Origin of the sequence: Actinomadura craniellae (genome assembly GCF_003289645.1) — a bacterium.
Taxonomy (GTDB): Bacteria; Actinomycetota; Actinomycetes; order Streptosporangiales; family Streptosporangiaceae; genus Actinomadura_D; species Actinomadura_D craniellae.
This window is the reverse complement of record NZ_QLYX01000010.1, coordinates 166,469-179,894: the sequence shown is the minus strand read 5'-3', so window position 1 is coordinate 179,894 and position 13,426 is coordinate 166,469. Positions and strand designations below refer to the sequence as shown.

Sequence of the window (13,426 nt, the reverse complement as noted above, 5' to 3'; positions counted from 1 at the left end):
AATATATGGTCATGGGAGATGAACGGTGTCCGGTGAAGGCGCCGCATAGCTCCTCGCGCCGGGCCGATGACGGTGTGATGTACGTCACGGTGCGGGATGCGTTACGCAGAGCGAATGGCGGAACGGTGGGTCGATCATGCGTGACAGTGAAGATTACAGAATCATTTCCTGTCTCATATCTGCCCTTCGAGGGGGCGGGCGCTCGCCGTTGCATTCTGGTGGAGGAAACCGGGTGGACCCTTTTTGTGGGTGCGCTCGCGGCCCCGGCGCCCGGAGCCGGGGCCGGCGCGGCGGGTCCTCCTTCGGGCCGGATGCAACGTCGTGGCTGCTTCGTGCGTTAACGCGTAGGGTGATAACACCCCACTGGGGGTTCGGTGGGGTGGGATGAGCATCCGTGGTCAGCGAGCACTTCACGAAGGGACCGGCCACGCGCGATGAGCGTGATGAAGCGAATGTCGATGATCTTCAAGTCCAAGGCGAACAGGGCCCTGGACAGGATGGAAGATCCTCGGGAGACCCTTGACTACTCCTACCAGCGACAGCTTGAGATGCTGCAGAAGGTGCGTCGGGGCGTGGCCGATGTCGCGACCTCGCGCAAGCGCCTGGAGTTGCAGATCCAGCAGCTCGAACAGCAGCAGAACAAGCTCACCGAGCAGGGCAAGAAGGCGTTGCAGGTCGGCCGCGAGGACCTGGCCCGCGAGGCGCTGACCCGCCGGGCCGGGCTGGATTCCCAGCTGACCGACCTGCGCGCGCAGTACGCCCAGCTCCAGGGCGAGGAGGAGAAGCTGACCCTGGCCTCGCAGCGGCTCCAGGCCAAGGTCGATGCCTTCCGCACCCGCAAGGAGACCATCAAGGCCACCTACACGGCGGCCGAGGCGCAGACCAAGATCAACGAGGCGTTCACTGGCATCTCCGAGGAGATGGGCGACGTCGGCCTGGCGATCCAGCGCGCCGAGGAGAAGACCGAGAACATGAAGGCGCGCGCCGGCGCCATCGACGAGTTGCTGGCCTCGGGTGCGCTGGAGGACTTCTCCGGTCCGCGCGACGACATTCAGGCCGAACTCGACCGGATGGGCGCCGGGCCCGGGGTCGATCTCGAACTGGAGCGGCTCAAGGCCGAGCTGGGCCAGGGTCCCGCGCCCAAGGAACTCGACCCGGGCGCTCCGCAGGCCCGGCCGCAGCAGTCCCAGCCCCAGCAGCAGGCCCAGTGGCCGCAGCAACCCGGGGGTGCCCAGTGATCGTCCGGATCATGGGGGAGGGGCAGCTCGACGTCGCCGCCGAGGACCTGTCGGCGCTGAACACCCTGGACGGGGAGCTGGAGTCGGCGATCGAGGCGGACGACGAGCCGCGGTTCCGCGTGGCGCTGCACTCGCTGCTCGACAACGTGCGCAAGGCGGGCCGACCGCTGTCGGCCGAGAGCCTGGAGCCGTCCGAGCTGATCCTGCCGCCCGCCGACTCCGCGATGGACGAGGTCCGGGCGATGCTGGGCGACACGGGCCTGATCCCCGACTGAGCGAGGAAGCTCGGTCGGTGGCCGGCAGGGCCGAGTCGATGAGGGAGCGGAGCGGCCCGTGCGGGACGAGCGGTCCGCGTAGCGAGCGAGGAGGTTCGGCCGGCAGGGCCGAGCCGACGCTGGGCGGCCTGTGCCGTCCATCGAGCGGGCCCGCTCGATGGACGGCTCCGGAGCACCGGGTCAGGGCAGCGCGAGCATCTGGTCGAGGGCCGCGCGGGCGTAGTGCGCGGTTTCCTCGTCGACCTGGATCCGGTTGACGACCTCGCCGGCGGCCAGCGTCTCGAGCGACCGGACCAGGTGCGGCAGGTCGATCCGGTTCATCGTGGAGCAGTAGCACACCGTCTTGTCGAGGAACATCACGTTCTTGTCGGGGTGGGCTGCGGCCAGCCGCCGCACCAGGTTCAGTTCGGTGCCGACCGCCCAGGACGAGCCCGCGGGCGCCGCGTCGAGTTTCTTGATGATGTACTCGGTCGACCCGATGTGGTCGGCGGCGGTCACCACCTCGTGCTTGCATTCGGGGTGGACCAGCACGTTCACCCCGGGCACCCGCGCCCGGACGTCGTCGACCGACTCCTTGGTGAACCGGCCGTGCACCGAGCAGTGGCCGCGCCACAGGATCATCTTCGCGTCGGCCAGTTCCCGCCGGGTCAACCCGCCGTTGGGGCGGTGTGGGTTGTAGACGACGCAGTCGCCCAGCGACAGGCCCATCTCCAGGACCGCGGTGTTGCGGCCCAGGTGCTGGTCGGGCAGGAACAGCACTTTCGAGCCGCGGGAGAAGGCCCACTCCAGCGCCCGCCGGGCGTTGGAGGAGGTGCAGACGGTGCCGCCGTGCCGGCCGACGAACCCCTTGATGTCGGCCGAGGAGTTCATGTAGGTGACGGGGACCACGTCGGCGGCGATCCCGGCGTCCTCCAGCGCCTCCCAGGTCTCCTCGACCTGGTCGAAGGTGGCCATGTCGGCCATCGAGCAGCCCGCGGCCAGGTCGGGCAGGATCACCTGCTGGTGGGCCGCGGTCAGGATGTCGGCCGACTCCGCCATGAAGTGAACGCCGCAGAAGACGATGTAGGGCGCCTCCGGGCGGGCCGCCGCCTGCTGGGCGAGCTTGAACGAGTCGCCGGTCACGTCGGCGAACCGGATCACCTCGTCGCGCTGGTAGTGGTGGCCCAGGACGAAGACGCGGTCACCCAGGGCGGCCTTGGCCGCGGTGGCGCGTTCCACCAGCCGCGGGTCCGAGGCCGGGGGCAACTCGCCCGGGCAGGAGACGCCTCGCTCGCTCGCCGGGTCGGCCTCGTTGCCCAGGAAGAGCAGGGGGAGGCGCTGTCCGATGTCTGGGGTGGTGGTCACGGGAGTCTCCCTCCGGCGACGGTACTTATCGTCGCTCTGACGACTAATAATCGCACACCCGTGCGATGGCCCGATCCCGCGGGGGTGCCGGAGGAAAACGCCGGGTGGCAGGAATGGGGCCGGCCCGAGGTACGTTGTCCTACGGAAGAGGCGGGCAGGGTCGGATGAGGAAGCGACTGTCCTCGGGCCGCACCGTCCAGAGAGAACGCGACGGTCGCCGCGACGGCGGCGAGCTGAACCGGGAGCTGAACACATGACGGTTTCGGGCGAGACCAAGCAGGAGACCACCACGGGGGTCGTTCTGACCGACGGCGCGGCTGCCAAGGCCAAGGCCCTGCTGGAGCAGGAGGGGCGCGACGACCTGGCGCTGCGGGTCGCCGTGCAGCCGGGCGGCTGCTCGGGTCTGATCTACCAGCTCTTCTTCGACGAGCGCGAGATGGACGGCGACCAGATCCAGGACTTCGGCGGGCTGCACGTCCGGGTCGACCGGATGAGCGCCCCCTACCTCGGCGGCGCCACCATCGACTTCGTCGACACGATCGAGAAGCAGGGCTTCACGATCGACAACCCCAACGCGACGGGCTCCTGCGCCTGCGGCGACTCCTTCAACTGAGCCCGCCCCCCCCAGGGGCAGAGCACGCCGGGCGGGCGGCGGGGCGAGCGTTCGTCCCGCCGCCCGCCCGGTGCTCCCGGCTGAGCACGTTCGATCTTCGAGTCAGGGTCTGTAGGCTTTTCGAGCCCCCCGCCCGAGCGGGGCGAGACCGCCGGCACACAGCCGGACGCCACAGACGAGGAGTGCGACGCCGTGCGCATCGCCGTGACCGGTTCCATCGCGACCGACCACCTGATGACCTTCCCGGGCAAGTTTGCCGACCAGCTCATCCCCGACCAGCTGCATCGCGTGTCGCTGTCCTTCCTGGTAGACGAGCTGGAGATCCGCCGGGGCGGCGTCGCCGGCAACATCTGCTTCGGCATGGGCCGCCTCGGACTGAACCCGATCCTGATCGGCTCGGTGGGCGACGACTTCGCCGACTACCGCTCCTGGCTCGACCGGCACGGCGTCGACACGCAGTCGGTGCACGTCTCGGAGCTGCACCACACCGCGCGGTTCCTGTGCACCACCGACGACGACCACAACCAGATCGCGTCGTTCTACACCGGGGCGATGAGCGAGGCCCGGTCCATCGAGCTGCAGCCGATCGCCGACCGGGTCGGCGGCCTCGACCTGGTCCTGATCAGCCCCAACGACCCCGAGGCGATGTCCCGGCACACCGAGGAGTGCCGGGAGCGGGGCATCCCGTTCGCCGCCGACCCGTCCCAGCAGCTCGCCCGGATGGAGGGCGAGGAGGTCCGGCATCTGATCGACGGTGCCGCCTACCTGTTCACCAACGAGTACGAGAAGGCGCTGGCCGAGCAGAAGACCGGCTGGTCCGACGAGGAGATCCTGTCCCGGGTCGGCACCCGGGTGACCACCCTCGGCGCCAAGGGGGTGCGCATCGACCGCGCGGGCGAGCCGGGCCTGCACGTCCCGGCGGCCCCGGTGGCGGAGAAGGTCGACCCGACCGGTGTCGGTGACGCCTTCCGGTCCGGGTTCCTGGCGGCCACCGGCTGGGGCCTGTCGCTGGAGCGCGCCGCCCAGATCGGCAACCTGCTCGCGGTCTACGTGCTGGAGAGTGCCGGCGGGCAGGAGTACACGTTCACCGCCAAGGGCTTCCGCGCCCGGCTCGGGACCGCGTACGGCGAGGTCGCCGCCGAGGAGGCCAGGCCGCACCTGGCCTGACCGGACGCTCGCTGGGCCCGGCGGTGCGCCGCCGGGCTCAGTAGTTCCGGCGGATGTGGAAGGCCCAGCCGTGCAGCAACGGTTCCTCCCGGACGAAGTCCTGCGATTTCATCCGGCACCAGGCGGGGATGTCGGTGCGGGCCGCCACGTCGTCGGCCTTGACCGCGATGACCTCGCCGACCGGCACCTCGCGGATCCGTTCGGCCACCATGATGATCGGGATCGGGCACTTGCGGCCGAGCGCGTCCAGGACCAGGTAGGCCGGTGGCCACTCGGGGTCCGGAGCGGGGGCGGGCACCGGGGCGGGGGCCGGGACGGCCTTGCGGGTGCGGCGCAGGAAACCCATCACACGCCTGCCTTCGCCACGGACCGGCAGGAGGAACGGGGGGCGGGTCGGGGGCTCATCGGCGCTGCCTCCTCAGGCGTTGATGCCGGCGCTGCGGCGTAGACGGGCGACGGCTTCGGGAAGCACGGCGAGAAATCGCTGTACATCGGTCGATTTCGCCCCACGCGGCAGCGATACCCGGACGTTTCCGTGGGTAATCACTCCCATCGCCTCCAGTACATGACTGGGTCGCAGCGTATCGGCCGTGCACGAGCTACCGGAGGAGACCGCGAAACCCAGCCGGTCGAGTTCGGTGAGCAGCGCCTCGCCTGCCACGTACAGGCAGGAGAACGTCACCAGGTGGGGGAGTCGCCGGACGGGATCGCCGACGACCTGCACGTCGGGGACGAGGTGCGGCAGCCGGGCGCGGATCTCCTCGACCAGGGCCGCCAGCCGCGGCCCCTCCTCGGCCATCTCGGCGCGGAACGCCGCCAGCGCGGCCGCGGCGCCCACCGCCCCCGGCACGTTCTCGAAGCCGGGCACCCGCCGGCCCTCCCGCTCGTCGGCGGGCAGCGGCGAGCGCCACCGGGTGTTCTTGCGGATCACCAGTGTCCCGACGCCCGGCGGGCCGCCCCACTTGTGCGCGCTGGCGGCCAGCAGCGACCACCCCCCGGGCAGGTCGGCCCGGCCCGCGGACTGGGCGGCGTCGACGAACAGCGGCACGCCCGTCGCGCGGCAGTGCGCGGCCACCTCCTCGACCGGCTGGACGGTGCCCACCTCGTGGTTGGCCGACTGCAGGCAGGCCAGCGCGGTGTCGGGACGCAGCGCCGCGGCGAACTCGGCCGGATCGACCCGGCCCGCCCGGTCCACCCCGACGGTGGTCACCGTGCCGCCGTCGAGTTCGTGTAGTTCGGCGGCATGCAACACGCTGGAGTGCTCCACGGCGCTCACCACCAGATGCCGGCCGGTGCGCCAGCGGGCACGCAGGCCGCCCAGCACCGCCAGATGCACCGCCTGGGTGCCGGAACCGGTGAAGGAGACCTCGTCGGGCCGCACGCCCAGCACCTCGGCGACCTGAGCGCGGGCGCCGTCGAGCGTCAGCCGCGCGGTGCGCGCGGCGCCGTACAGCCGGGCGGGATCGGCCCAGCCGGTCTCCAGCGCGTCGAGCAACGCGGTGCGCCCGGCCGGGTGCGGCGGCTCGGACGAGGCGGCGTCGAAGTAGCCGTCCGGGGTATCGAATCGCGCCACAATCGCACCCTAACCGGCACCCCAACCGGGGTGTGGCCCGACCTAGCGCTAATGTGTCCAGGACACGTGTGACAACTGATCCTTACCGCCCGGTTTGCCGGGCTTCATTCGTTGGGGAAGGCATTCCGTGAGTCCGACCCGCCCTAGGGAGCGGCGTACCCCCGTGCGCGGACGCCGTGCGTGGAAGGGCGCCGCCGCGCTGGCGTTGACGGCGCTGGCCGCCACCGCGTGCAGCGGTGAGGCATCCCGTCTTGGCATGCCCGAGCCGATCAGTGAGCAGGCGGAACGCATGCTCACGCTCTGGCAGGGCTCCTGGATCGCCGCGTTCGCCGTCGGCGCCGTCGTCTGGGGGCTGATCATCTGGGCGGTGCTGTTCCACCGCAAGCGCTCCGACGACCTGCCGCCGCAGGTGCGGTACAACCTGCCGATCGAGATGCTGTACACGGCGGTGCCGTTCGTCATCATCGCGGTGCTGTTCTACTTCACCGCCCGCGACCAGAACTACGTCGAGCACCTCAGTGAGCGTCCCGACGCGACCATCGAGGTCGTCGGCTTCCAGTGGTCCTGGCAGTTCAACTACCAGGAGCAGACCGGGAAGGACCAGTACCGCACGCTGGCCAGCAACGTCGGCACGCCGGTCGACCCCAACGCCGCCGTCAAGCCCACCGTGGTCATTCCGGTGAACAAGAAGGTGCGCTTCCGGCTGGTGGCCAACGACGTGATCCACTCGTTCTGGGTCCCGGCCCTCCTGTACAAGAAGGACGTCATGCCGGGTTACGTCAACGAGTTCGAGGTGACGGCGACCAAGAAGGGCACCTACGAGGGGCGCTGCGCCGAGCTGTGCGGCGTCGACCACAGCCGGATGCTCTTCCAGCTCAAGGTCGTCGACTGGGATCAGTACCAACAGGAAATCAACAAGCTCAAGCAGGCTGGGGGAGCCCAGTGACCACGCTCAGCCACCCCCCGATCGCCGGGGAGACGGCGATCCGGACGAGCAAGGGGCGTTTGATCGCCAACTGGCTCTCGTCCACCGACCACAAGGTGATCGGTTACCTCTATCTGATCACCTCGTTCGTGTTCTTCCTGTTCGGCGGCGTGATGGCGCTGGTGATCCGGCTGGAGCTGTTCGAGCCGGGGCTGCAGTTCATCAGCAACGAGCAGTACAACCAGATGTTCACCATGCATGGCACGATCATGCTGCTGATGTTCGCGACGCCCCTGTTCGCGGGCTTCGCCAACGTGATCATGCCGTTGCAGATCGGCGCGCCCGACGTGGCGTTCCCCCGGATGAACATGCTGGCGTTCTGGCTGTTCCTGTTCGGCAGCCTGATCGTGATCAGCGGCTTCCTCACCCCGGGCGGCGCGGCCAGCTTCGGCTGGTTCGCCTACGCCCCGCTGTCGGACTCGGTGCGCTCGCCGGGCGTGGGCGGCGACCTGTGGGTGCTGGGCCTGGCGATGTCGGGCTTCGGCACCATCATGGGCGGCGTCAACTTCATCACGACCATCCTGTGCATGCGCGCCCCCGGCATGACCATGTTCCGGATGCCCATCTTCACCTGGAACATCCTGCTCACCAGCATCCTGGTGCTGCTGGCCTTCCCGGTGCTGGCCGCCGCGCTGCTGGCGCTGGCCGCCGACCGCAAGTTCGGCACGCACGTCTTCGCCGCCGAGCACGGCGGGGCATTGCTCTGGCAGCACCTGTTCTGGTTCTTCGGGCATCCAGAGGTCTACATCATCGCGTTGCCCTTCTTCGGCATCGTGACGGAGATCTTCCCGGTGTTCAGCCGCAAGCCGGTCTTCGGCTACGTCGGCCTGGTCGGCGCCACCATCGCCATCGCCGGGCTCTCGGTCACGGTCTGGGCGCACCACATGTTCGTGACAGGACAGGTACTCCTACCGTTCTTCGCATTCATGACATTCCTGATCGCGGTACCCACAGGGGTGAAGTTCTTCAACTGGGTCGGCACGATCTGGCGAGGGCAACTGACGTTCGAGTCGCCGATGCTGTGGTCGCTGGGCTTCCTGGTGACGTTCCTGTTCGGCGGGCTGACCGGCGTCATCCTGGCCTCGCCGCCGATGGACTTCCATCTCAGCGACTCCTACTTCGTGGTGGCGCACTTCCACTACGTGGTGTTCGGCACCGTGGTGTTCGCGATGTTCGCGGGCTTCTACTACTGGTGGCCGAAGATGACCGGCAAGATGCTCAACGACACCCTGGGCAAGGTGCACTTCTGGATGCTGTTCCTCGGCTTCCACGGCACCTTCCTGGTGCAGCACTGGCTGGGCGCCGAGGGCATGCCCCGGCGGTACGCCGACTACCCGGACCAGTTCACCGCGCTGAACGTGTTCTCGTCGCTGTCGTCGCTGCTGCTGGCGGTCTCGATGCTGCCGTTCTTCTACAACGTCTACATCACCGCCAAGCGCGGCAGGAAGGTCACCGTGGACGACCCCTGGGGTTACGGGGGTTCGCTGGAGTGGGCCACCTCCTGCCCGCCGCCGCGGCACAACTTCACGTCGATCCCGCGGATCCGCTCCGAGCGGCCCGCGTTCGACCTGCACCACCCGCACGTCGGGGCCAAGCGCGAAATCGTCGAGTCGAAGGGCTGAGCCATGCGCGTCCAGGCGTTCATGTTCTACGGCTGTGCGGTGTTCTTCCTCGCGGTCGACGTCGTCTACTGGCTGTGGTCCAAGGAATGGGTCGGCACCACGGCGCTGGCCCTGTCCACCGGGCTGGCCCTGCTGATCGCCTTCTACATCCACTTCACCATCCGCCGGGTGGAGAAGCACAACGGCGGTCCGCTGCCTGAGGACAACAAGACCGGCGAGATCGCCGAGTCGGCGGGCGAGCTCGGCTTCTTCAGCCCGCACAGCTGGTGGCCGCTCTACCTCGCCGGGTCCGCCGCGCTGGTCACGTTCGGGATGGCGTTCAGCCAGTGGTGGCTGGCGCTGACCGGTGGTGCGCTGGTCCTGATGAGCTCGATCGGGCTGGTGTTCGAGTACTACCGCGGCAACTCCGACTACTACCAGGAGACGCAGCACTAAACGGCAAAGACACAGCCCAAGGGGTCGGCGTTCGCGAACTGCGGGCGCCGGCCCCTTCATAATTGGACCGCCCGGAGAGAAATCCCTGGTAGTCGATGCCTGAACCGGGGAAGGGTGAGATCAGTAACGGTCTGCTCTCGACCTGTGACAAGCTCGCCTGCGCGGTTGCCGCCTGGCGCGCTCTCATCAAAGACCTGGGGGAGGTCGACGGTGCGGTTCAGCGTCTACACGCCGGCGGGGCGGCGGGGTCAGGCGATCGGGGCGACGGCGATCTGCCTGGTACTGGCGGCGGGCTGTACGGGTGGCCCGGGTTCCAAGGAGGAGGCGGCCAAGCATCCGCTCAAGCTGACCGTCACCCCGGCGCACGCTGCGGGCGGGGTGCGGCCCGACAGCCCGATCGAGGTGCGGGCGGTCGACGGAACGATCCAGAACGTCATCGTCCGGACCGGGAACAAGGTGGTCGACGGCATGATGAGCGCCGACCGGACCCGGTGGCGGTCGCGGTGGACGCTCGATCCGGGCGCCCGGTACCTGGTCACCGCCTCCGGGGTCGGCCGCGACGGCAAGACCCGGAGCGTGGTCAGCACGTTCACGACGTTGAAGCCGGAGAAGACGCTGGAAGCCAGGATCGAGGGGCCGTTCGACCGGGAGAAGGTCGGCGTCGGGATGCCGATCATCCTGCGCTTCGAGACCGAGGTCACCGACCGGGCCGCGGTCGAGCGGGCGATGGAGATCCGCTCGTCGGCCCCGGTGCGGGGAGCCTGGCACTGGTTCGACGACCAGCACCTGGTCTTCCGTACCGACCGGCACTGGCGGCCGGGCACCAAGGTCCGGTTCGTGGGCCACCTGAGCGGGGTACAGGCGGCCAAGGGCGTGTACGGCGGCGAGGACCTGAAGGCCGACTTCCAGATCGGCGCCCACCAGAGCAGCATCGCCAGCGAGGACAGCCACCGCATGGTGGTCTGGAAGGACGGGAAGCGGCTCCGCACCTTCAAGATCAGTATGGGCAAGGGCGGCATCCGCAAGTACACCACCACCAACGGCAACCACCTGACGATGGAGAAGGCCTACCACGTCGTCATGGACTCGGCCACGGTCGGCTGCCCGCCCGGCTGCCCCGACTACTACCGCGAGGACGTCTACTGGACCGTCCGCATCTCCAACAGCGGCGAGTACACCCACAGCGCGCCCTGGTCGCTGGGCTCGCAGGGCAGTAGCAACGTCAGCCACGGCTGCGTCAACATGAGCCCGGCCGACGCCAAGTGGTTCTACCACTTCAGCCAGCGCGGCGACCCGTACAAGGTGACCGGCACCTCCCGGGAACTGGAGCCGAACAACGGCTGGGGCTTCTGGCAGCTGCCGTGGCACAAGTGGGTGCGGGGCAGCGCGCTCAAGCAGACGCTGCTGGTCGGCCCGGGCGGGGCCGTTCCGGCGCCGCTGCCGGCCCCCGCCCCGGCCGCGCCCTCGCGCAGCGCCTCGGCGACGCCGCATCCGGAGGCCGGCGCGGCGAGCCCGTCGCCCTGATCACCGGCGGTACAGCGGGTCCGGCTCGGGGACTCCCCGCAGCCGGGCCCAGGTGCGTGCCAGCGCCAGCCGCTCCGGCCCGCTGGGGTGGGTGGACCACAGCAGGTACTCCAGCCGTCCCGGGGCCAGGTCCGAGAGGTTGCGCACCGACAGTTCCCGTTGCATCGCGGCGAAGGTCGCCGGGTCACGGGTCAGCTCCAGGGCGTGCACGTCCGCCCGGGCCTCGATCCGCCGGCTGACCAGGGTCTGCGCCGGGCCGCCGAGCTGGGTGAGGACCGACACCAGAGCGATCAGCAGGGCCACGGACCGGGGGTCGCCGGGGGAGCCCGCCGCCGACCGGCGCAGCAGCCGGGGCGAGGTGAGCAGCAGGTAGAGCAGGCAGACCGCGCCGGCCACGCCCAACGCCCCAGTCAAGGTGCCGTACAGCACGTCCTGGCGTTCGGCGTGGCCGAGCTCGTGGGCGACGATGGACTCGACCCGGGCGGGCGGGCTCGACTCCAGCAGCGTGTCGTACACCACGATGCGCCGGGTCGAACCGAACCCGGAGACATAGGCGTTCAGCGCGGTGGTCCGCCGGGAGGCGTCGGCGACCAGCACGTCCTGGACGGGCACCCCGTCCCGCTCGGCCAGTTTCAGCAGGTCCGTACGGAGCTGCCCGGCGGGCATCGAGGTGAACGAGTTGAACACCGGTTCGACGACCACCGGATAGGCGAACGAGACGGTCACCACCAGCGCAAAGCCGCCCGCGGCGGCACCCGTCCACCAGTACCGGGGGAACCGCCGGACCAGCGGGTACAGCAGGGCCAGCGCCAGGACCCAGATGACCCAGGTCAGCACCAGCGACCTGAACTGGTCGGCCGCCCAGGCGGGCCAGGTCTGCACGGAAAGGCCGTGCCGCCGCAGCACCGTCTCGGCCCACAGGTCGAAGGGCAGCCCGGCCAGCCGCAGCACGGCGGTCAGCACCATGGCGGCCAGGCCGACCCGCAGCACCGTGGCCCGCCGGCGACCCACCGGCCGGGTCACCAGGTCGATCAGGCGGGCGCCCAGCGGGGTCAGGCCCAGGGCGAGCACCACCACCAGCCCGGTCAGCAGCCCCGCGTACGCGGGCGGCGTGATCGCGGCGTCGAACGCCTGGGACCGGGCGATCTCGGCGGAGGAGAAGTCCAGCGCGGGATCGACCGGCACCGGACCTCCGGGGGGCTCGCCGGGCAGCGGGCTCCAGGGCGTGGTCAGCCCCAGCACCAGGGCCAGCCCGGCGAACAGCGCCACCGCCGTGATCGCGGCCGCCGTCCGCGGGCGTCCCTGGGGGACGGGCTCGCTCGGTGGAGCGCCTGGAGGGCCCGAAGGAGAGGTCACGAGAGTTCCCTTTCGAGGTAGGCCCGCCAGAGGGCGGTGAAGCGGGCCGGGGTGAGGCCGAGTTCCGCGTGCAACGCCGCCGCCTCGGAGCGGGTGCCGGCCGTGCGGTACAGCCGGAGCAGCGCGGCCTCGCCGTACCGGTCGGCCACCATCCGGCAGGCCAGCCAGGCCTCCTCGTACGCGCGGGCCTGCCGGCCGGAGTCGCCGGCGAAGTCGGCGGGACCGGGCAGCCGGGCGGGTGTCCGGCCGGCCCGTACCTCCCGGCGCAGTTCGCCGGCGGCGGTCCGCACGCCGATCCGTACGTTCCGGTAGCCGACGTAGTCGGCGAGCCCCTCGACCAGCCAGATCGGGGTGGTGCCGTCCCGGGCGCCGCCGGTGGCGACGTGGGTGAGTTCGTGCGTGAGCACCACCCTACGGCCCAGCGCGTTGAGCCGGCCGAAGGTGCCGGGGGAGATGACGATGCGGTCACCACCGGTGGAGCCGTCGGCGCCGGGCGCCACCGCGGCCAGCGCCGCGATGTTCCCCAGGCCGCCCCCGGGACTGGCGGCCGGGCCGGGGGAGACGCCGGCCAGCGCGGCGGCCCGGCTCCCGTCGGCGGGGACGAGGGCCACCACCCGCCGGCTCCAGCCGCGGCCGAGCACGTCGGTGACGTCGGGCACCGCCGCGTCCAGCCGGCGGGCGATCTCGTGCAGCCGGGCCGGTGGGGCGTTCTCGCCGATCACGAGGCTGTGCCGGCCGCGGACCACGGCCAGCGGCCCGCCGTCCCAGATCTCGACGTCGTCGGAGCGGCCCTGGGCGGTGCCGTCCCCGGTGATCGACCAGCCGCCGGTGCGGGGCGCCAGCGTCAGGTAGCGGGTGCGCGCCACCGGGCCGCCGTCATGGCCGCTCAGTTGGTAGCGCACCGTCACCCGGAGCGTCGTGCCGCGGGGCCCGGTCGCGACCGGTGTGCCGGTCGTCTCCTCCCGCCACAGCCGCAGCGGCAGCCGGCGCAGGTTGTCGAACTGTTGCCGCTGCCGGTCCTGGAACCGGGGTTCGGCGGTGTAGACGGTGGCCAGGAACGCGGTCCGGTCGCCGTCGCGCACCGCCCGGGCCCGGCGGTCGAGGACGGCCGCCACGGCCTGCGGGTCCGGTGGCCGGGCGGCCGGCACCGGTCCGGCCCGGTCGCCGCGGTGGAGTGTCCCGGCGGCGACCAGGCCCGTGACCAGGGTGAGGGCGGTTCCGGCCGCGATGGCCGAGATGGCTGGGACGGCTGAGACGGCCGCCCTGCTGTGCTCGCGCGGCTCGGCCTCCATGC

13 protein-coding genes are annotated in these 13,426 nt (G+C 70.6%); 8 read left to right on the top strand and 5 right to left on the bottom strand.

Going from position 1 to position 13,426, the window contains the following annotated elements; all coding sequences use genetic code 11:
• Window positions 1-434: 434 nt before the first annotated feature.
• On the top strand, window positions 435-1,238 hold the full coding sequence (locus tag DPM19_RS21865) for a PspA/IM30 family protein (RefSeq protein ID WP_111869833.1): 804 nt from the start codon (window positions 435-437) through the stop codon (window positions 1,236-1,238).
• Window positions 1,235-1,513, top strand: a complete 279-nt coding sequence (gene pspAA, locus DPM19_RS21860) for a PspA-associated protein PspAA (RefSeq protein ID WP_111869832.1) — start codon at window positions 1,235-1,237, stop codon at window positions 1,511-1,513. Before DPM19_RS21865 ends, pspAA begins: the two co-directional genes overlap by 4 nt.
• A 180-nt stretch (window positions 1,514-1,693) precedes the next feature.
• On the opposite strand, the gene nadA is transcribed toward pspAA, so the two are convergent.
• A complete protein-coding gene (gene nadA, locus DPM19_RS21855; RefSeq protein WP_111869831.1) occupies window positions 1,694-2,857 on the bottom strand; it encodes a quinolinate synthase NadA in 1,164 nt (387 codons plus the stop codon).
• Between the two features lie 253 nt (window positions 2,858-3,110).
• Here nadA and DPM19_RS21850 point away from each other — a divergent pair, with 253 nt between their 5' ends.
• Window positions 3,111-3,470 (top strand): HesB/IscA family protein, encoded by a 360-nt coding sequence (locus DPM19_RS21850; RefSeq protein WP_111869830.1) that lies wholly within the window; start codon window positions 3,111-3,113, stop codon window positions 3,468-3,470.
• A gap of 192 nt (window positions 3,471-3,662) precedes the next feature.
• A complete protein-coding gene (locus DPM19_RS21845; protein ID WP_111869829.1) occupies window positions 3,663-4,637 on the top strand; it encodes a carbohydrate kinase family protein in 975 nt (324 codons plus the stop codon).
• 37 nt (window positions 4,638-4,674) lie between these two features.
• Here DPM19_RS21845 and DPM19_RS21840 read toward each other — a convergent pair whose 3' ends face one another.
• Together DPM19_RS21840 and DPM19_RS21835 are read right to left on the bottom strand one after the other, a co-directional pair.
• A complete protein-coding gene (locus DPM19_RS21840) occupies window positions 4,675-4,893 on the bottom strand; it encodes a sulfurtransferase TusA family protein (protein WP_407642568.1) in 219 nt (72 codons plus the stop codon).
• A 162-nt stretch (window positions 4,894-5,055) separates the two neighbouring features.
• Complete coding sequence (locus DPM19_RS21835; RefSeq protein ID WP_111869827.1) at window positions 5,056-6,210, bottom strand: cysteine desulfurase family protein; 1,155 nt, start codon at window positions 6,208-6,210, stop codon at window positions 5,056-5,058.
• A 163-nt stretch (window positions 6,211-6,373) separates the two neighbouring features.
• On the opposite strand from DPM19_RS21835, the gene ctaC reads away from it, so the two are divergent.
• From ctaC to DPM19_RS21815, 4 genes are all read left to right on the top strand, one after another.
• The gene (gene ctaC, locus DPM19_RS21830; RefSeq protein ID WP_111869826.1) at window positions 6,374-7,156 is read left to right on the top strand and encodes an aa3-type cytochrome oxidase subunit II; all 783 of its coding nucleotides are present in this window, start codon (window positions 6,374-6,376) and stop codon (window positions 7,154-7,156) included.
• Window positions 7,153-8,817 (top strand): aa3-type cytochrome oxidase subunit I, encoded by a 1,665-nt coding sequence (gene ctaD / locus DPM19_RS21825; protein ID WP_111869825.1) that lies wholly within the window; start codon window positions 7,153-7,155, stop codon window positions 8,815-8,817. Before ctaC ends, ctaD begins: the two co-directional genes overlap by 4 nt.
• A gap of 3 nt (window positions 8,818-8,820) precedes the next feature.
• Window positions 8,821-9,252 carry a cytochrome c oxidase subunit 4 gene (locus DPM19_RS21820; RefSeq protein WP_111869824.1) on the top strand — a complete coding sequence of 144 codons (432 nt, stop codon included), beginning with the start codon at window positions 8,821-8,823 and terminating at the stop codon, window positions 9,250-9,252.
• A 210-nt stretch (window positions 9,253-9,462) separates the two neighbouring features.
• Window positions 9,463-10,776: a L,D-transpeptidase gene (locus DPM19_RS21815; RefSeq protein WP_111869823.1), complete on the top strand. Its 1,314-nt coding sequence runs from the start codon at window positions 9,463-9,465 to the stop codon at window positions 10,774-10,776.
• On the opposite strand, the gene DPM19_RS21810 is transcribed toward DPM19_RS21815, so the two are convergent.
• Complete coding sequence (locus DPM19_RS21810) at window positions 10,777-12,132, bottom strand: M48 family metallopeptidase (RefSeq protein ID WP_111869822.1); 1,356 nt, start codon at window positions 12,130-12,132, stop codon at window positions 10,777-10,779. It abuts the gene before it with no gap.
• Window positions 12,129-13,424: a gluzincin family metallopeptidase gene (locus DPM19_RS21805; protein ID WP_111869821.1), complete on the bottom strand. Its 1,296-nt coding sequence runs from the start codon at window positions 13,422-13,424 to the stop codon at window positions 12,129-12,131. Before DPM19_RS21805 ends, DPM19_RS21810 begins: the two co-directional genes overlap by 4 nt.
• Window positions 13,425-13,426: the final 2 nt, after the last annotated feature.

Coding starts and splice junctions, on each gene's coding strand:
- DPM19_RS21865 (WP_111869833.1), top strand. CDS start 435: ATGAGCGTGATGAAGCGAATGTCGATGATCTTCAAGTCCAAGGCGAAC.
- DPM19_RS21850 (WP_111869830.1), top strand. CDS start 3,111: ATGACGGTTTCGGGCGAGACCAAGCAGGAGACCACCACGGGGGTCGTT.
- DPM19_RS21820 (WP_111869824.1), top strand. CDS start 8,821: ATGCGCGTCCAGGCGTTCATGTTCTACGGCTGTGCGGTGTTCTTCCTC.
- DPM19_RS21805 (WP_111869821.1), bottom strand. CDS start 13,424: ATGGAGGCCGAGCCGCGCGAGCACAGCAGGGCGGCCGTCTCAGCCGTC.